The organism is Pseudomonas sp. MF09150 (genome assembly GCF_059862355.1).
Map to the genome: position 1 here is coordinate 1,241,626 of NZ_JCBCUS010000001.1, position 17,738 is coordinate 1,259,363.

Sequence of the window (17,738 nt, forward strand, 5' to 3'; positions counted from 1 at the left end):
TGCGCCCATTATCGATTGCCGATCCTTTGCGATAAATGGGAGCATGCCGACAACACCTTTGCGTATTACGCACAGCAAGGACCGATCATGCACGGCTTCAATGAACTGGGTTTCAAGGCACTGCGCCTGTTTGTGGCGGTGCTCGACCTCGGCAGCTTTTCCGCGGTGGCCCGGCGCGAAGGCCTGGCGCCGTCGTCGATCTCGCGGCAGATCCAGCTGATGGAACAGGCCCTGAGCCAGCAGTTGCTCTACCGCCATACCCGAGCAGTCAGCCCCACCGAGGCCGGACGCCTGCTGGGCTACCACGCGCGGCGGGTCCTGGCGCAGTGGGAAGAAGCCGAACAGGCGCTGCAGGAACAGGAAAGCGAGCCCAGCGGGCTGGTGCGGATCAACGCACCGGTGGTGTTTGGCCAGCGCCACCTGTCGCCATGGCTTGGGGAACTGTGTCGGCGTTATCCGAAATTGCAGCTGGATATCCAGCAGACCGACAGCTACGTCGACCCCTTGCAGGAAGGCGCCGACCTGCTGTTTCGCATCGGCAGCCTCAACGATTCGGGGATGCAGGCACGGATCTTCGCCCCGCACCGCTACCGCATCGCCGCCAGCCCGGCGTACCTCGCCGAACACGGCACGCCGCACCACCCCGAGCAACTGGCGGCGCACCAGTGCCTGGCCTACAAGGGCGAGACCGGCCAGCAGCGCTGGTTCTTCCGCCAGGACGACATGGACTGGACACCCTACAGCGTCAAAGGCGCGATCACCGGCAACCACGCCGACACCCTGACCCAGGCCGCCGAGCAAGGGCTGGGGTTGGTACTGTTTCCGTCGTGGCTGATCGGCGAAGCCCTGCGCGAAGGACGGCTGGTGGCGCTGTTCGGCGACTACCAGGTAGCCACCAGCCTCGAACCCCAACAAATCGCCGCCCTGTGGCCTGGCAGCCGACGCCTGTCAGTCAAAGTGCGCACCGTGATCGACTTCTTCGTCGAAAAATTCGGGCCCGTGCCCTACTGGGACCAATAACCGTAGCCGCCGAGGTCGGGTGTAGCCGCTTGCTGGCCGTGTGTCGGGAACGCGCAGTTGCCAACCCAGGCCGGCCGGAAGGCCGCTGTCTTGCTCTTGATTTTGATCTGAAGCGCCCCGTTAAACCACGATGGCCGAGCGCAGGCAGTGAGCCGTGGGTAACCCGGCAGGACGCCGGGTTAGCCGCGCTGGGCCAGGGATGGCCCATCGCGGCGGCCCACGGATCACTGCCGGAGTGAGGGCATGCCGAGCCTAGGCGAGGCACCGAGTGGTGGGGCAAGAGCGTTTTGCTTACTTTTGCGCTTTTCAAAAGTGAGCCGCTGTAAGAGCGGAACCCATACTCGCGACGCCCGCAGTAATGGATATGTACACCAAAAAGACCGCAACCTCAGGTTTTACGGCCGCTACGCGATCCAGCAGGAGCAAGCTCCCTCACCACAGAATGTGCGCCCCCCCGAAACCACATCCAAAGCCCCCCAAAAAAACCCTCAACCCCACTACAGAACACTCAAACCAACCACTGCCCAATCAACCACGCATTAGCCCCACTAATCACAACAAACAACCCCCAAGCGAGAACCCGAGTCAGCCACCGATTAACAAACACCCCCATCAACTGCCGATCGTTAGTCATACGAATCAACGGATACAACGCAAACGGCAATTGCAGACTCAACACCACCTGACTCAACACCAACAGTTGCCCCACCGCCCCATCCCCCAACAACCAAACCCCAACAAACGCCGGGATCAGCGCCAGACCACGGGTAATCAAACGCCGCTGCCAGCACGGCAAACGCAGATTGAGGTAACCCTCCATAATCACCTGGCCGGCAATGGTCCCGGTAAAGGTCGAACTCTGCCCCGACGCCAGCAACGCCACGCCAAACAGCACACTGGCCAGGGCCCCGCCCACCAGGGGATCAAGCAGGTGATAGGCATCCTGAATTTCCACCACCTCGGTGTGCCCGGTCTGGTGAAACGCCGCGGCAGCGAGGATCAGGATCGCCGCGTTGACCAGCAGCGCCAGGGCCAGGGAGCCGATGGTGTCGATGCGCGACAGCTTGATCGCATCCTCGCGACTGGCCTGGTCGTGCCCCACCAGCCGGGTCTGCACGATCGAAGTGTGCAGGTACAGGTTATGGGGCATCACCGTGGCGCCGAGGATACCGATCGCCAGGTACAGCGGCGCGGCGTCGCTGACCGCCGCCAGCGACGGGACAAAGCCGCGAGCCACGTCCGGCCAGTAGGGTTTGATCAGCAGCAACTCGATGAAAAAACACACGCCGATGGTTGCCACCAGCACCAGCATGATCGCTTCCAGGCGGCGAAAGCCCCGGTTCTGCAGGGCCAGGATCAGCAAGGTGTCGAAGGCGGTAATGATGATCCCGGTGCTCAGCGACACCCCGAGCAACAGGTGGAACGCCAGAGCGCAGCCCAGCACTTCGGCCAGGTCGGTGGCAATGATCGAGATCTCCGCCAGCAGCCACTGGGTGCGCGCCGCGCGGGGGCTGTAGCGCTGGCGACAGAGTTGCGCCAGGTCGCGCCCGGTGGCGATGCCCAGCCGCGAACACAGGCATTGCACGACCATCCCCGCCAGGCTCGCCAGCAGCACCACGAACAACAGGCTGTAGCCATAGCGCGAGCCGGCCTCGATGGCCGTGGCCCAGTTGCCGGGGTCCATGTAGCCAATGGAAATCAGCAGTCCGGGGCCGGCGAAACGCAGGACACGCTTGAACAACGAGGCAGTGGGGTCAACGCTGATGCTGCCCGCCACTTCCGGTGGACAGAAGGGAGCGGTAGCGATTTTCGGCAAGGTCAATTTCACGGACACATCCAGCAACATGAAACAATGGCCCAGCTTAGACGTTTGCGCCGCCACGCCCAAGCCTGAAAACCGAGGCCCAGGCGCGTATGCTGCTGGCACCTCAACCCTGGCACCCAAGGATTGGCATGAACTCCAGCTCCCCGCCTTTTTTACAACCCGGTGACCGGGTGCTGCTGTTCGACGGTGTGTGCAAGTTGTGCAATGCCTCGGTCGGCTTCGTCATCCGCCACGACACCCGGCGCCGGATCAAACTGGCCTCGGTGCAGTCGGTGGAGGGCCAGGCCCTGCTCGCCTGGTTCGGCCTGCCCACCGAGCGTTTCGACACCGTGGCCTTGATCGACGATCAGCAGTTGTATACCCGCTCCGGGGCCTTTATCCAGCTGATGCGCCACCTGCCTCGGCCCTGGTCCTGGCTCAGGGTATTGCGCCTGGTGCCGCGACCGCTGCGCGACTGGGGTTACGACCGGATCGCCCGCAACCGCTATCGGCTGTTCGGCCGTTACGACCAGTGCCTGCTGCCCAGCGCCGAGCACCGCGGACGCTTTCTCAACCATCAGGACTGACCCGGCTGGCGGCGGAAGAACAACGTGACCTGCCCCAGTTCGACCCCGAACTTGGTCATGTAGGAGCGGTTGGCCAGGGTGTTTTCATCCAGCAGGTACATCCAGTCGTCGAAGTGCACCTGATAGGTCTTGCCGTCCACCGGCAGGTTCAGCACATAGCGCCAGCGCAAGGTATTGCCGGACACCTCGCCCAGGGCTTCGCCGACCACATCGCCCGCAGTGCCGCGCCAGATACCCGGACCGTCCGGGTGCAGGGTCCAGATCCGGGTCTGGCGGGTGCCGTCGCTGTAGGTGAAGTCTTCGTGCATGACAAAGGTGTCGCCCTCGCTGTGGCTGTCGATCACGACATGGAAGCGCTTGATCACCTCCCCCGAACGCTTCTGAAACAGCCCCCAGGCCTCGACCCGTCCGCTGAAGAACTGGCGCAGTTCCAGGGGCGGCGTCTGTTCGCGGTAGTGAGTGACATCAATACCGCCGCAACCGGCGAGGCCGGCGCCCAGGCCCAACAACAGAATCCAGGTTTTCCACATGCTCATGGCCCTCGGCCGTTCAGGGTTTTGCCTGGCCCAGCAACTGCCGGCGCAATTCGGGGTTGCGCGTACGCGGGTCCAGCCAGATATCAAAAAAGGCCCGGGCAAACGCCGGGTCCCTGACCTCATGCCGCAGTTGCTGGTCGACAAAGAACTGCGCGCCCTGCCCCGGCAGAAACACCCCGGTGATGACGGTGCCCGCCTGCACATCGACAAACGACTGCTGCATCTGCGCCTGCCAGCGGCTCAATTGCTCGGCACTGACCGCCGAACCGGACAGGCGCTTGATCTCGTCGAGGCTGGCCTGCACCAGATCGTCGCGGCTGATGCTGCGGCGATAGGTCAGCTCCAGGGCGAACGGGGTGTCCGCTGCCAGCGGCGTGACCGGGCTCCAGAGCCGGGCGTTGTAGAGTTTGAAACCAAACCAGCTGAACTCGCCGCTGCCCACCACCCGGGCACCGGGCAGCGTCTGCTGCCAGCCGGCCGCCGCCGTGGCACTGAGCACCAGCAGCAGCCACAACCAGGGCCGCCAGGCGGATCCACCGCAACGCTTGCAGCTTCCTCCAGGCTCGGGCACAAGCGAATTCATGGCAGCACGTCCTGATAGGAGCCCGCCTCAATCTGCTTGAGTGCCTGGCCCGGCTGAACAAAGGTGGACCCGAGGTAGCCGATTGCTTGACTGGCCCAGCCCTGGCGCTGCCCGGACTTGACCTCGGGTCCACTAACCATGGAGCGGCCGATCCCATTCGCAGGCCCGCCACTCTCAATACCTATACAACACAATTAAGAATGTATAACTATTTAGCGGATATTGACGCAAAAACCAATCAAAATCCGAAAAAACCTATACAAAACGAACAAGTCGACCTGCCCATGGTTGTACATACGGATCAGGTCGAAGAATGGATGCACACGCGGTGCAATGATTGGCCAGGGGCTGCCCTGCTCGCCGGCGCCTTTTATCCGAACCGCCATAACCCGCTGGAGTGTCGCTCGGGGCCCGTGGGATGATGCGCGCCTGACGCGATCACTCTGGAGAATCTGCATGTCATTGTTCGGTAAAAAAGCCCTGGGCCTGGCCCTGGTAGCCTTGCTCGGCCTGGGCGCGGCGAGCGTCTATGCGGCCCAGCCAAGTGCCGCTGGCGCCACGGCGCAAAAGGTCTCGATGCTGGGCGGCAAACTTGCCTTCAGCCTGCCCAAAGGCTTCACGGCCACGGTGCTGCCCGCCGGCAGCGCGGCCAACGGCACCGCCGGGGCGACCGGCACCCTGTACTCCAACAACGACACCAAGACTGCGGTGATCGCTGCGGAAAACACCATCCCCAATGGGCAACAGGCCAAGGACAACGACGCCCCGTTCCTCGACGCAGCCGTGGCGGGGTTTCTCAAGCAACAGGCAGCGGCCCTGCCGGATTTCACCAAGCAAAGTGAAAAGAGCCTGACCATCAAGGGCCTGGGCGTACGCCAGATCGACAGCAGCGCCACCATGGGCGGCGGCAAGACCCTGAACTCGACCCTGCTGGCCGCTTCCGGCGGGCGTATCGCGGTAATCCAGGTGGTGTCGCGGATCATCGACAAGGCCGGTCACGAAGCCCTGATGAAACAGATCCTCGGCCGCTGAGCAGGCCTGGCAGCGGTCCCGGAACCTGTTCACGAACCAGCCAGCGACGCTCAGGCATTGTTAACGCCCCTGAGCTAGGCGCAGCAGGTCGTGAACAGGTTCTCAGGGGTTGAGCCGCTGCAACCAGTCCTTGAGGTCGTGGACTTCACTCTCGCTGATGCTGTGCCCCAGGCCCGGGTAGGCATGAAATTCCGGCGCCAGGCCCAGGCCCTGCAGCAGGCTGTTGGCCTCTGAGCCATCGCTGTAGGGCAGGCGCTGATCGGCAGTGCCATGGCCGATGAAAATCGCCAGGTGCTGCAACCCCTGGTCTGGCTTGAGCTGCGACCTCAGCACCGGCAGCACACTGCCGCTCAGTGCCGCAATCCCACGCACCGCCTGCGGGTGCCGCAAGCCGACTTCATAGGACATGATCGCGCCCTGGCTGAAGCCCAGTAAAAACACCTTGTCAGGCGGGGTCTGATACTTGGCCGCAGCCTTGGCCACAAAGGCCTCGAGCACCTGGGCGCTGCTGGCCAGTTCCTCGGTCACGCCGTCATAGGCCCCGTCGCCCTTCTTGTGGAACCACTGATAACTGCCCTCCTCCAGCACCTGGGGTGCCCGTACCGAGAGGTAGGTGTAGCCGGCCGGCAGCTGCTCTTTGAGCCCGAACAGGTCCTCCTCGTTGCTGCCGTAGCCATGCAGGAAAATCACCAGCGGCTGGTTGCGGGTATCGGCGCCGGCCTGCTCCAGGTACTGCAACGGCAGGTCACTGTGCAGCGTGGGCGAGCCGGGCTGAGCCTGGGCTGAGGCGCAGGCCAGCAGCAACGGCACCAGCCAGCACTTGAGCAGCGAGGTCTTGGACATGAGGCGTTTTCCTTTCACGGCGCGGCGGGTAGCCACAAGGCGGGTGACTGAAGATCGGACCGACAAACAGCGATGAGATTCAGCCGACCGGCCTCAGCGGGTAGCGCACTCCGCGCCAGGCCAGGGGGGACAGCACCAGCACCGCCAGTAAAAAGCCCAGCTGGGACAGGTAAAAGGTCTGTGTCCATTGCCCATGGGCGGCGACGTAGAAACTGTTGTGCAGCACGTCACAGGCAATGATCGCCAGGGTCAGGAGCAGGCCCCAGCGCGGCCTGAACCACAGCAGCAGCGCCGCCAGCGGATCGAGCACGGTCAACGCGCCCCAGAACACCCGGCTGGCCAGCAAGGTCTGGGGGCCATAGCCGTAATCCCAGAGCCAGCCGTGATCGAGCACGGCCCGCAGGTGATTGGCGGTCGCGGCCAACAGGCACAAGGCGAACAGCAGGCGAATCAGCAGAGAACATCGGTGCATGGAGCCATTCGCCTTCAAAGAGATCGGGTCAGTCGTTGATCAGCTTGCCCGCGCGAATCGCGTCGCGCCCGGCCACCTTGGCCTGCCAGATGCCCGGCTGGGTGTAGCGCCCACGGTCCAGGGCAAACAGCACGCCGCTGGTGCCCGCCCGTACCACGCTGACTTTATCCTGCAGCGGGTCGACCACCTCGAACAGCGCATCGCCCTCCTCGACCCACTCGCCGGCTTCGCGCAGGAAACTGACCACGCCGTGGTGAGGGGCGAACAGGTACTGGGTGCCTTCGAACGGCATGCCTTCGCAACACGCATCGGGGGCTGGCGGCCAGTCGCCGCTGATCAAACCCTGCTCGGCCAGAAACCCCAGGATCGCCTCGCAGTTGGCCTGGGCCTGCTCGACCCGGGTGTCACCCATGCTGCCCAGCTCCAGGGTGGTAGCGAGGTTGGCCGGGGGAATGGCCGCCCGGGGAAAGTCCCGGGCCAGGCGCAACCAGGGCGCGGAGCAGGACTCATCGAACGAGCTGCCGCCGGAGTCCTCGCAGAGCAAGGCCACGCCCGCCTTCAACCGCGCGGCCAGGGGTTGCCACTGCGGCCAGTGCTGGGGCAGTGCGTAGAGATGGATCGCCGCTTCGAAATCACAGTGCAAGTCGAGGGTGATCTCGGCCTCGCAGGCATGGCGCAACAACAGGCGGTGCAAGGCTTCGAGCTGGGAGCCCGGCGCAGGCAAGCGGTCCAGCACCTGGCCCATGGTGCGCCGGATCAGCGCCACGTTGGCCGCAGCGTCAGTGCCCAGCTGGCCACCGATCAGGTCGCCCACCGGGCCGCTGAGTTCAAAGAACGCACGGTTGAAATTCTTCCCGCTACCCAGCTCGAAGCGCCCCAGATGACTGCTTTGCACGTACTGGTCCAGGCCAATGGGATTGGCCACCGGCACCAGCTCGATCACGCCATGCAACTGGCCGTTGGCTTCGAGTTCGCCCAGGCGTTTTTTCAGTTCCCAGGCGGTGCGCATGCCCGGCAGCTCATCGGCGTGCAGGCTGGCCTGGATATACACCTTGCGCAAACCTGCGCCAAAGCGGAACACGCTGAGCTGGCGCTCGCTGCCCAGGTGGCTCCAGGGCAATGGGTGGTCAATACGTTGCATGGCAGCTCCCTGAGGAAAATGGGGTGGCGCAGGATAAAACAGCAGCGCATAAAAAAGGTGGCTGCCGTATCAACGGGCGCCACCTTTTTTTCACTGCTGGCGATTACTCACCGTAAACGTCGAACTTGAAGTACTTGTCCTGCACGGCCTTGTACTTGCCGTTGGTGCGCACTTCGGTAATCGCCGTGTTGAATTTTTCGGCCAGGGCGGTATCCCCCTTGCGCACGGCAATGCCGGCGCCGCCACCGAAGTATTTCGGATCGTTGTACTCGGGACCGACGAAAGCGAAGCCCTTGCCGGCGTCGGTTTTCAGGAAACCGTCGTCGAGGTTGACCGAGTCGGCCAGCAGCGCGTCGATGCGGCCGGAGACCATGTCCAGGTTGGCTTCCTGCTGCGAGCCGTAGCGCACCAGGCTGATCCCGGCCGGGACCAGCACTTCGGTGGCGAAACGGTCGTGAGTACTGGCGCGCAGCACACCGACTTTCTTGCCCTTGAGCTCGGTCAGCGGGTCCTTGATCTCGATGCCCTGCTTCATCACGAAGCGTGCCGGGGTGTGGTAGTACTTGATGGTGAAGTCGACGTTTTTCTTGCGGTCGTCGGTAATGGTCATCGACGACAGGATGGCGTCGATTTTCTTCACCTTCAGCGCCGGGATCAGGCCGTCGAATTCCTGCTCGACCCACACACACTTGACCTGCATCTGCTCACACAGCGCATCGCCGATATCCACGTCAAAACCGGTGAGCTTGCCGTCGGGGGTTTTCATCGAGAACGGTGGGTAGCCGGCTTCGATACCAATGCGAATCGGCTTGGCTTCATCGGCCACGGCGCAGAGGGAAAACATCGACAGTGCCAGGGCACCGAAGAACGCAAACTTGTTCATTTATAACTCCAAGGGTGGAGACTTTTATTGGCTGGGTTTCGATTACGGGAAATCGAAGTGGCCAGCAGTCTAGAGGCGCCCCCGGGAAGCAAATTGCGTTTATGCGACAAATATTTATGAAAAAGTCACGCGTGCCATTTCCCCCTGAAAGCCCCGCCCCAGAGCGGTGCAAAAGCCGGTAAAGCGCCCACCCGCCGTCCGGAATCCGACCCGGCGGTCGAATTGAAAACACCCCCTCCACAAATCCTGTAACCGCTGCCGCAACGCTGTGCTGGCCTTGAAATACGCCTTGCACCTGTAGCCGCAGCCTGCGGCAGCGGCTACAGGAATCGGGGTGGGTCGACTGGCGTCGTTGGGGAGGCCAGGTTTAGCAGGCGCACTCGATCACGGTGGGTGCTGGGCGCTCGATGGGGGCGCTCAGGTGGAACCCCTCATCCAGCCAGCCGGTGATGCCGCCGATCATTTCCTTGACCGGGTACTCCAGCGCCGCCAGTTTTACCGCGGCCTTGTTCGCGCCGTTGCAGTGGGGCCCGGCGCAATAGACCACGAACAGCGTGTCCCGGGCGTAACCCGCCAGGCGCTCGGCGCTGATCTGCCGCCCGGGGATATTGATCGCCCCCGGCACATGCCCGCGCTCGAACGCCTGCGGGCCGCGCACGTCCAGCAACACGAAGTCCAGCGCGCCCGCCTGCTGGCTGGCGTGCACATCGGAGCAGTCGGTTTCAAAGGTCAGGCGGCTGGAAAAATGCATCAGGGCAATGGCCGAGGGGGCGGCGGGAACATCACGAACCAGGCTGGTCATGGGGGCATCTCCGAAAGCGAATGGGGGTGAGAGAAAGACTTTATCCGCCACGCCCGCGCCGCTACAGTGGCGCACAAGACACTGACTGGTAACTTTCCGCCAAATGCACGCCCACCCCGGTTTAGTCGCGATCCTGGCCTACGACGGCCTGTGCACCTTCGAGTTCGGCATTGCCGTGGAGATCTTCGGCCTGGCGCGCCCGGAGTTCGATTTCCCCTGGTATGAGCACCGCATCGTCGCCGTGGACCCAGGCCCCATGCGCGCCACCGGCGGGATCCAGGTGACGGCCGACGGCGGCATGGAGCTGCTGGAGCAGGCCCGCACCATCATCATTCCCGGCTGGCGCAGCCGCAGCGATCCCTTGCCTGGCCCCCTGATCGACGCCCTGCGCCGCGCCCACCGGCGTGGCGCACGTTTGCTGTCGATCTGCTCCGGGGTGTTTGCCCTCGCCGCCACCGGGCTGCTGGACGGCCGTGGCGCCACCACCCACTGGCGCTACACCGAGGAACTGGCGGCGCGCTTCCCGCTGATCGAGGTGGACCCGGATGTGCTCTACGTCGACGCCGGGCAGTTGATCACCTCGGCCGGCAGCGCCGCCGGGATCGACGCCTGCCTGCACCTGGTGGCCCGGGATTTCGGCACCCACGTTGCCAACTCGGTGGCGCGGCGCCTGGTGATGTCGCCGCAGCGCACCGGCGGCCAGGCCCAGTTCATTCCGGCGCCGGTCAGCCGTACGCCGCGCAGCGACCTGTCGAAAGTCATGCAGTGGGCGCGCGAACACCTGCATGAGCCACTGGAGGTGCGCGACCTGGCCCGCCAGGCGCTGATGAGCGAGCGCACATTCTTGCGGCGTTTCAGCGAAGCCACCGGTGCCTCGCCCAAGGCCTGGCTGCAACATGAGCGCCTGGCCCGGGCCCGGGAATTGCTGGAAAGCGGCAGCGAACACACCGAGCACATCGCCCTGCGCTGCGGTTATCGCTCGGTGGAGAGTTTTCGCGTGGCGTTTCGCAGCGTGGTGGGGGTGCCGCCCTCGGTGTACCGCGAGCGCTTTGGCCGGGGCGCCAAGACTCCGGTATGAAGCCGGCGGCGCCCGTCAGGCGTCCGGTTTGCGCAGCAGGTAGGTGTCCATGATCCAGCCATTGGCCTCCCGCGCCGCCTTGCGCACGCGCTGGATTTCATCCGCCACGTCCTGTAACCGGCCGCTGATCAGAATCTCGTCCGCAGTGCCCAGGTAGGCGCCCCAGTAGATATCCAGTTCGCGGTCCAGCACCTGGCGATAGGAGTCCTCGGCATCGAGCATCACCACCAGGCTGTCGGCGTCGCTCACCTGCCCCGCTGCCAGGCGACGCCCGGTGGTGATTTCCACGGAGCGACCGATGCGGTTGAGCGGCACCTTATGCTGCGCGGCCAGGGCCTGGACGCTGGTGATACCCGGGATGACCTCGAACTCGAAGCGGCAGCGACCGCTGTCCAGAATCGCCTGCAGGATGCGAAGGGTGCTGTCGTACAACGCCGGATCGCCCCAGGCCAGGAAGGCCCCGGTCTGGCCATCGGCCAATTCCTCGTCGATCAGGCGTTCGAAGGTCGCCTGCTTGTCGCGGTTGAGGTCCTCGACGCTGGCCTGGTAATCGACATCGCCACGCAGCCGCTCCGGGCTTTGCGCCTGCACGAAACGGTAGCCCGGCTCAGTGATATAGCGCTCGCAGATCTCGCGGCGCAGGTCGATCAATGAGTCCTTGCTCGCCCCCTTGTCCATGAGGAAGAACACATCGCTGCGGTTCAGCGCCTTGACCGCCTGCATCGTGATGTAGTCGGGGTTGCCGGCACCGATGCCGATGATCAGGAGGGTTTTCATGGGCGGTTCTCAATCTGTGGGCAGGAGCCCGGTATGGGGGGCTTAGGGACCCGGCCACTTATGGCCGGGCATCCAGGCGCAGGCGCCAGCGCCCGTTGAAGCGTAGTTCGAGGGCCGACAGCGGCTCGACATCAATGTGATTGAAGCTGGCCAGCGGGCATTGCATGACCTGCAGCAAGGCCGCGCGAATCAGCAGCGGATGGGTCACCGCCAGTACATGGCCGGGGCTCTGGCTCACACTGTCCAGCCAGGCCGCGACCCGCTCGCACAACTGCGCCACCGACTCACCGCCATGGGGCGCCGCCTGGGGATCGGCCAGCCACGCCTGCAAGGCTTGCGGCTGGTGCTGCTGCAAGTGATCCAGCGCCACCCCCGCCCAATCACCCATGTCGCAGTCGCGCAAGGCACTGACGATCTGCGGCTCGGCACCATACAACCCGGCGCTCTGCCGTGCCCGCAACTCCGGGGCACTGAGCAGGCGCGGCGGACGCTTGAACAGCGCCGCCCGCGAGCCGGCGAGTGCTTGCCAGTCAAGCTCCAGCGGCTCGTCCAGGGGAAAGCACGCGCGTTTCTGGGCGACGGTTCGGGCATGACAAATCAGGGTCAAGCGGGTGGCTTGCACGGGGCGTTCTCGAAAAAGGGCCATCGACGGCCTGGGCTGAGGTTGCGTTTGTAGCATGGCCGGCGGGCAATTTCCCACTGCGTTGCCAACCCCGACCTAGGCGCCCTACCGGCCAGCGTCCGCACGCGGCCCGAGCCTGGCGGCAGCGGCTATAGGTGTGGTCAATGTGGCGAGGGGGCTTGCTCCGACTGGACCGGCCGGCGCGCCAGTGCGCAGCCATCCCATTTTTAGGGCCGCTTCGCGCCCCAGCGGGAGCAAGCTCCCTCGCCACAGGTACGGTGTTGGTTCTTAAGTGAACAGCATTACGCCCCCTTGCGGGGCATTTCACCTGCGCTGAAACTTTCGCTGGACATGTAGCGTAAATTACATAAATACTAATTTCACTCGATATGAAATAAAAACAACACACGACATTCAAGGCGCTGCCATGTCCTCGCTCAGAGAGCTGATCACCGACCCCGCACTGGAACTCACCCCCGCCGAGCGCAAGGTGGTCCGGGCCCTGCTTGACCACTATCCGCGCAACGGCCTGGGGCCCATGTCGCGCCTGGCCGAGCATGCCGGGGTCAGCGATCCGACCATCGTGCGCCTGGTGAAAAAGCTCGGGTTCGGCGGTTATGCCGATTTCCAGGAAGCCCTGCTCAGCGACATGGATGACCGCCTGCGCTCGCCCAGCACCCTGTTGCAGCCGCGCTCGCACCTGCAACAGGATGACGCCTGGAATCACTACCTGAATGACAGCGCCCGGCGCCTGGTGGAGACCCAGGCGCTGACCCAGCCCGAAGACATCCGCATCCTCCTGGAGTGGCTGCTCGACAGCCGGCACGCCGTGTACTGCTTCGGTGGCCGCTTCAGCAGCTTCCTCGCCGGCTACCTGCTCAACCATCTGCGGCTGCTACGCCCGGGCTGCTTCGCCCTGGAAGACAACGCGCACCTGCCCGACCGCCTGTACGACCTGCAACGCCAGGACATCGTGCTGCTGTTCGACTACCGCCGCTATCAGGCCCAGGCCCTGCGCGTGGCCAGCGCGGCCAAGGCGCGCTACGCCCGGGTGGTGCTGTTCACCGACATCTACGCCTCGCCCCTGCGCGAACTGGCGGACCTGGTGATCAGCGCCCCGGTGGAGTCGGTCTCGGCCTTCGACACCCTGGTGCCGGCCCTGGCCCAGGTCGAAGCGCTGATCGCCAGCCTGACCTTGCGCGGCGACCATCTTGAAGATCGCCTGGAGGGTATCGACGCCCTGCGGGACAGCTTTGCCACCCACCTGCTGGAGGATCAGTAAGCATGTTCAGCCTGCCCCATCGCTCGCCCCGCGACCTGCCCTTTGTCGCCGACCACACCGCCCTGCTGCTGGTGGATATGCAACGTGCCTGGCTCGAACCGCAGTTCGACCCGCACCTGCAGGACGCCGACGCGCAGTACTTCCTGCAACGGACACGGACCCAGGTGATCCCTAACCAGCAACAGCTCCTGGCAGCCATGCGTAGCGCCCGGCAGAACGTGCTGCACACCCTGATCGAAAGCCTGACCGCCGACGGCCGCGACCGCTCGCTGGACCACAAGCTGTCGGACATGCACTTGCCCAAGGGCAGCCCGCAGGCGGCGATCATCGATGAACTGGCGGCCGGGGAAAACGAAATCATCCTGCCCAAGACCTCGTCCGGGGTCTTCAACTCCACCAATATCGACTACGTGCTGCGCAACCTGCAGACCCGGCACCTGATCATCGCCGGCATCGTCACCGACCAGTGCGTGGACATGGCCGTGCGCGATGCCGCCGATCGCGGCTACCTGGTGACCCTGGTGGAAGACGCCTGCGCCACCTACACCGAGGCGCGGCACCTGGCCTGCCTGAATGCGATCAAGGGTTATTGCTGGATCACCGACACCCGGACCGTGCTCGACCGCCTGCATGAGTTGGCGGCATGAGCCGGGGTAGCGGCGTGACGCCGCTGACCGCCGTGGCCATGACCAGCATCGTCACCACCGATCTGATCGGCGTGACCCGCGGGCGTTCCTTTCCCAGCGACGAGCTGGACAGCTACCAGGCTGCCGGCTGTGGCTGGGTCCCGGCCAACAGCGCCCTGACCCCGCAGGACCAGATTGCCGAGGCCAACCCCTGGGGCGCCTATGGCGACCTGCGGCTGATCCCGGACATGGCGAGCCGGGTCAGCGTCGCCAACGGCCCGGATCCCGAGGCCGCGCCCCTGGATTACCTCCACGCCGATATCTGCGAAACCGACGGCACGCCCTGGGCCGCCTGCCCGCGCACCCTGCTGCGCGAAGAGGTGGCGCGTTATCGCGACGACCTGAAACTGCAGATCACCGCCGCCTTCGAACACGAATTCAACCTGCAGGGCGCCCCCGCGCAAGCCGAGCAACTGGCGTTCTCCCTGGGCGCTCAGCGCCAGGGGGCGAACTTCGGCGGCTGGCTGCTCAGCGCCCTGCGCGCCGCCGGGGTCGAGCCGGAGATGTTCCTCCCCGAATACGGCAAGCAACAGTACGAGATCACCTGCCGCCCGACCTCGGGCGTGGCCGCCGCCGACCGCGCGGTGAACGTGCGGGAGATCACCCGGGAAATCGCCCGGCAACTGGGGCAGCAGGTGAGCTTTTCACCCAAGGTGTCGCAGCATGCGGTGTGCAATGGCGTGCACCTGCATATCAGCCTGCAAGACCTCGACGGCCGGCCGAAGCTCTACGACCCGCAGGCCGACAATGGCCTGTCGCAACTGGGCCGGCGCTGGGCCGCCGGGGTGCTCAAGTACCTGCCGGCGCTGTGCGCCTTTACCGCACCGACACCGATCTCCTACCAGCGCCTGCAACCCCATCACTGGAGCGCCGCCTACGCCTGCCTCGGGCAACGCAACCGCGAAGCCTCGTTGCGTATCTGCCCGACCGTCAGCCTCGGCGGGAAGGACGTGGCGCCGCAGTACAACCTGGAGTTTCGTGCCCTGGACGCCACCGCCTCGCCGCACCTGGCCATGGCCATGGTGCTGATCGCCGGGCGCCTGGGGATCCAGCAGGGGCTGGCCCTGCGCGCCACCACCGATGATGCGCCCGACACCCTGAGCCCGGCTCAGCTCAAGGAGCGCGGCATCGTCGCCCTGCCCGGCTCCCTGGCCCAGGCCCTGGAGCTGCTGGCCGCCAACCCGGCGCTGACCCAGGACGTGCCCAAGCCACTGCTCGACACTTACCTGGCGGTCAAGCACGAAGAACTGCGCCTGACCCAAGACCTTGACCCGGCCCAACTCTGTGAACACTATGCACGCCTCTACTGAAACCCCCGAGCTTGGCTACTTCGACCGGCCGGCCTATGGCCTGCTGCGTGAAGCGTCCGAGCACCCGCTGATCCTGGTCTGCGAGCATGCCAGCCGCTATATCCCCGCGCCGCTCAATGACCTGGGCCTGGACCCGGAAGCGGCGCAGCAGCACATCGCCTGGGACATCGGTGCCCTGGCGCTGGCCGAGAGCCTGTCCGAGGCCCTGGGCGCGACGCTGCTGACGGCCAATTACTCACGCCTGCTGATCGACCTCAATCGCCCGCTGCACGCCCCCGACAGCATCCCGCTCAAGAGCGAGATCTACCCGGTGCCGGGCAACCAGGCGCTGGATGAAGCCACCCGCGAATACCGGCGCCAGTGCCTGTTCCGACCGTTTCACTCACGCCTGGCGAGCTTGATCGACGAGCGCCTGGCCGCCGGAAAAACGCTACGGGTGGTGGGCATCCACAGCTTCACCCCGGTGTACTTCGGCGAGCCGCGCCAACTGGAAATCGGCGTGCTCTACGACCGCGCCCAGGCCTACGCCGAACGCCTGGTGGCCGGCCTGGGCCAGCACCCGTTGCAGGTGGCGGGCAACCAGCCGTATCGGATCGAGGCCGGCAGCGACATGACGGTGCCGGTGCACGGCGACGGGCGCGGCCTGGACTCGGTGTTGATCGAGGTGCGCAACGACCTGCTGCGCACCCCGCAAGCGGTAAGGCGCTGGAGCGATTACCTGGCGCCGCTGTTGTAGACCCTGCTGTCGAATCACGCTGTCGCTGTTGCACCAACTGCTGTTTGCCGGACCGGTAGAACAATTACAAAAACCGCCGTGGTGTGTCTTTTAACCTGCCAGGTTCGAACACCGGGCCTTGTTCAACGTGCGCTCGCGCCACGTTGCGCGGGCCTGCACCCCACTCAATGCCTGCTCAGGAGCACTGTGTCATGGAGATTGAACAATTCGGCTACAAACAGGAACTCAAACGCGGACTGACCCTCAGGGACCTGGTGGTCTACGGGATGATTTTCATGATCCCCATCGCGCCGTTCGGGGTCTATGGCTACGTCAATCAGGAAGCCCCGGGCATGGTGCCCCTGGCGTATATCATCGGCATGGTGGCGATGGTCTTCACCGCCCTCAGCTACGGCTGCATGGCCCGGGCCTTTCCCATCGCCGGCTCGGTCTATTCCTACGCCCAGCGCGGCCTCAACCCCCATGTCGGCTTTATCGCCGGCTGGCTGATGCTCCTGGATTACCTGCTGATCCCGCCGCTGCTGTACGTCTACGCGGCCATGGCGCTGAACCACCTGTACCCGGACATCCCCAAGGTCGGGTTTATCCTCGCGTTCCTGGTCAGTGCCACCTTCGTCAACCTGCGGGGTATCACCTTTACCGCGCGGATGAACATCGTGTTTCTGCTGGCGCAACTGGTGGTGCTGGGAATCTTCCTGTTCTACGCCTGGACGGCCCTGCACGGGGGCGCCGGCAACGGTCAACTGACCCTGGCGCCGCTGTACAACCCGCAAGGTTTCCACTTCGGCATGTTGATGCAGGGGGTGTCGATCGCGGTGCTGTCGTTCCTGGGTTTTGACGCGATCTCGACCCTGGCCGAAGAGGTCAAGGGCGACCCCGGGCGCAGCGTCGGCCGGGCGGCGTTGATCACCCTGGTGGTGATGGGGCTGATCTTTGTCGTGCAAACCTGGATCGCCACCGACCTCGCGGCCGGCATGGGCTTCAAGTCCGCCGACACCGCCTTCTACGAGATCGCCGAGATCGCCGCCGGCAGCTGGCTGGCGACCCTGACCGGGGTGGCCACGGCCCTGGCCTGGGGCGTGGCGGTGGCGATCACCTCGCAAGCCGCGGTGTCGCGCCTGCTGTTCGGCATGGCCCGCGACGGCAAGCTGCCCAAGGTCCTGGCCCGGGTCCATCGCAAACACAACACGCCCCATATCAGCATCTACCTGGTGGCCGTGCTGTCGCTGCTGATCTGCTACCTGTTCATCGACTCGGTGGACACCCTGACCTCACTGGTCAACTTTGGCGCCTTGAGCGGGTTTATCCTGCTGCACCTGACGGTGATCAACTACTACTGGCGCCGACTCAAGTCCGGCCAGGTGATCCGCCATCTGGTGTGCCCGGCCATCGGCCTGCTGATCGTCTGCGCGATCCTGTTCAACATGGGGATCGAGGCACAGAAACTGGGCGCCATCTGGATCGTCGTCGGCGTGGTGTACCTGTTCCTGCTGAACAAACTGGGCAACGGCGAACCCTATAAAATCCAGGAACCTTTGTAGCCG

General features: G+C 64.6%; 20 protein-coding genes. 9 read left to right on the forward strand and 11 right to left on the reverse strand.

Annotated features, from left to right (window positions below; translation table 11 throughout):
- Positions 1–87: 87 nt before the first annotated feature.
- Positions 88–1,020 (forward strand): LysR family transcriptional regulator, encoded by a 933-nt coding sequence (locus AC19YX_RS05205; RefSeq protein WP_078473733.1) that lies wholly within the window; start codon positions 88–90, stop codon positions 1,018–1,020.
- Positions 1,021–1,528: 508 nt separating this feature from the next.
- Here the strand turns inward: AC19YX_RS05205 and AC19YX_RS05210 are convergent.
- Entirely contained in the window at positions 1,529–2,848 is a 1,320-nt protein-coding gene (locus AC19YX_RS05210; RefSeq protein ID WP_078473734.1) for an Nramp family divalent metal transporter, read from the reverse strand.
- 125 nt (positions 2,849–2,973) lie between these two features.
- On the opposite strand from AC19YX_RS05210, the gene AC19YX_RS05215 reads away from it, so the two are divergent.
- Complete coding sequence (locus AC19YX_RS05215; protein WP_201130404.1) at positions 2,974–3,411, forward strand: thiol-disulfide oxidoreductase DCC family protein; 438 nt, start codon at positions 2,974–2,976, stop codon at positions 3,409–3,411.
- Here the strand turns inward: AC19YX_RS05215 and AC19YX_RS05220 are convergent.
- Genes AC19YX_RS05220 through AC19YX_RS05230 form a run of 3 tightly spaced genes read right to left on the reverse strand, consistent with a single transcriptional unit; the run spans position 3,402 to position 4,670 of the window.
- A complete protein-coding gene (locus tag AC19YX_RS05220; protein WP_201132149.1) occupies positions 3,402–3,941 on the reverse strand; it encodes a DUF3833 domain-containing protein in 540 nt (179 codons plus the stop codon). The two genes, AC19YX_RS05215 and AC19YX_RS05220, sit on opposite strands and share 10 nt — an antisense overlap.
- A 19-nt stretch (positions 3,942–3,960) precedes the next feature.
- Positions 3,961–4,530 carry a chalcone isomerase family protein gene (locus AC19YX_RS05225; RefSeq protein ID WP_500605825.1) on the reverse strand — a complete coding sequence of 190 codons (570 nt, stop codon included), beginning with the start codon at positions 4,528–4,530 and terminating at the stop codon, positions 3,961–3,963.
- Complete coding sequence (locus AC19YX_RS05230; protein ID WP_161955776.1) at positions 4,527–4,670, reverse strand: hypothetical protein; 144 nt, start codon at positions 4,668–4,670, stop codon at positions 4,527–4,529. Before AC19YX_RS05230 ends, AC19YX_RS05225 begins: the two co-directional genes overlap by 4 nt.
- 316 nt (positions 4,671–4,986) lie before the next feature.
- Between AC19YX_RS05230 and AC19YX_RS05235 the strand changes: the two genes are divergently transcribed.
- Positions 4,987–5,562, forward strand: a complete 576-nt coding sequence (locus tag AC19YX_RS05235) for a DcrB/PsbP domain-containing protein (RefSeq protein ID WP_500605826.1) — start codon at positions 4,987–4,989, stop codon at positions 5,560–5,562.
- Between the two features lie 102 nt (positions 5,563–5,664).
- Here AC19YX_RS05235 and AC19YX_RS05240 read toward each other — a convergent pair whose 3' ends face one another.
- From AC19YX_RS05240 to AC19YX_RS05260, 5 genes are all read right to left on the reverse strand, one after another.
- Complete coding sequence (locus AC19YX_RS05240; RefSeq protein ID WP_500605827.1) at positions 5,665–6,405, reverse strand: alpha/beta hydrolase; 741 nt, start codon at positions 6,403–6,405, stop codon at positions 5,665–5,667.
- Positions 6,406–6,484: 79 nt separating this feature from the next.
- The gene (locus AC19YX_RS05245) at positions 6,485–6,877 is read right to left on the reverse strand and encodes a hypothetical protein (RefSeq protein ID WP_500605828.1); all 393 of its coding nucleotides are present in this window, start codon (positions 6,875–6,877) and stop codon (positions 6,485–6,487) included.
- Positions 6,878–6,905: 28 nt separating this feature from the next.
- Positions 6,906–8,018 (reverse strand): succinylglutamate desuccinylase/aspartoacylase family protein, encoded by a 1,113-nt coding sequence (locus AC19YX_RS05250; protein ID WP_500605829.1) that lies wholly within the window; start codon positions 8,016–8,018, stop codon positions 6,906–6,908.
- A gap of 103 nt (positions 8,019–8,121) precedes the next feature.
- Complete coding sequence (locus AC19YX_RS05255; RefSeq protein WP_500605830.1) at positions 8,122–8,901, reverse strand: ABC transporter substrate-binding protein; 780 nt, start codon at positions 8,899–8,901, stop codon at positions 8,122–8,124.
- A 367-nt stretch (positions 8,902–9,268) separates the two neighbouring features.
- The gene (locus tag AC19YX_RS05260) at positions 9,269–9,703 is read right to left on the reverse strand and encodes a rhodanese-like domain-containing protein (RefSeq protein ID WP_500605831.1); all 435 of its coding nucleotides are present in this window, start codon (positions 9,701–9,703) and stop codon (positions 9,269–9,271) included.
- A 103-nt stretch (positions 9,704–9,806) separates the two neighbouring features.
- Here AC19YX_RS05260 and ftrA point away from each other — a divergent pair, with 103 nt between their 5' ends.
- On the forward strand, positions 9,807–10,781 hold the full coding sequence (gene ftrA / locus AC19YX_RS05265) for a transcriptional regulator FtrA (RefSeq protein ID WP_201130396.1): 975 nt from the start codon (positions 9,807–9,809) through the stop codon (positions 10,779–10,781).
- A 15-nt stretch (positions 10,782–10,796) separates the two neighbouring features.
- On the opposite strand, the gene cobF is transcribed toward ftrA, so the two are convergent.
- Positions 10,797–11,558 (reverse strand): precorrin-6A synthase (deacetylating), encoded by a 762-nt coding sequence (cobF, locus tag AC19YX_RS05270; RefSeq protein WP_201130394.1) that lies wholly within the window; start codon positions 11,556–11,558, stop codon positions 10,797–10,799.
- A gap of 58 nt (positions 11,559–11,616) precedes the next feature.
- A complete protein-coding gene (locus AC19YX_RS05275; RefSeq protein ID WP_078473685.1) occupies positions 11,617–12,180 on the reverse strand; it encodes a histidine phosphatase family protein in 564 nt (187 codons plus the stop codon).
- Positions 12,181–12,607: 427 nt separating this feature from the next.
- Here AC19YX_RS05275 and AC19YX_RS05280 point away from each other — a divergent pair, with 427 nt between their 5' ends.
- The 5 genes from AC19YX_RS05280 (at position 12,608) to AC19YX_RS05300 (ending at position 17,735) form a co-directional block, all read left to right on the forward strand.
- Entirely contained in the window at positions 12,608–13,462 is an 855-nt protein-coding gene (locus tag AC19YX_RS05280; protein ID WP_500605832.1) for a MurR/RpiR family transcriptional regulator, read from the forward strand.
- Positions 13,463–13,464: 2 nt separating this feature from the next.
- Positions 13,465–14,109: a cysteine hydrolase family protein gene (locus AC19YX_RS05285; RefSeq protein ID WP_500605833.1), complete on the forward strand. Its 645-nt coding sequence runs from the start codon at positions 13,465–13,467 to the stop codon at positions 14,107–14,109.
- The gene (locus AC19YX_RS05290; protein WP_500605834.1) at positions 14,106–15,458 is read left to right on the forward strand and encodes a type I glutamate--ammonia ligase; all 1,353 of its coding nucleotides are present in this window, start codon (positions 14,106–14,108) and stop codon (positions 15,456–15,458) included. The genes AC19YX_RS05285 and AC19YX_RS05290 overlap by 4 nt, the downstream gene beginning before the upstream one ends.
- A complete protein-coding gene (locus AC19YX_RS05295) occupies positions 15,442–16,194 on the forward strand; it encodes an N-formylglutamate amidohydrolase (RefSeq protein WP_500605835.1) in 753 nt (250 codons plus the stop codon). Before AC19YX_RS05290 ends, AC19YX_RS05295 begins: the two co-directional genes overlap by 17 nt.
- Before the next feature lie 191 nt (positions 16,195–16,385).
- On the forward strand, positions 16,386–17,735 hold the full coding sequence (locus tag AC19YX_RS05300) for an APC family permease (protein ID WP_078473690.1): 1,350 nt from the start codon (positions 16,386–16,388) through the stop codon (positions 17,733–17,735).
- The last annotated feature ends 3 nt before the right edge of the window (positions 17,736–17,738 follow it).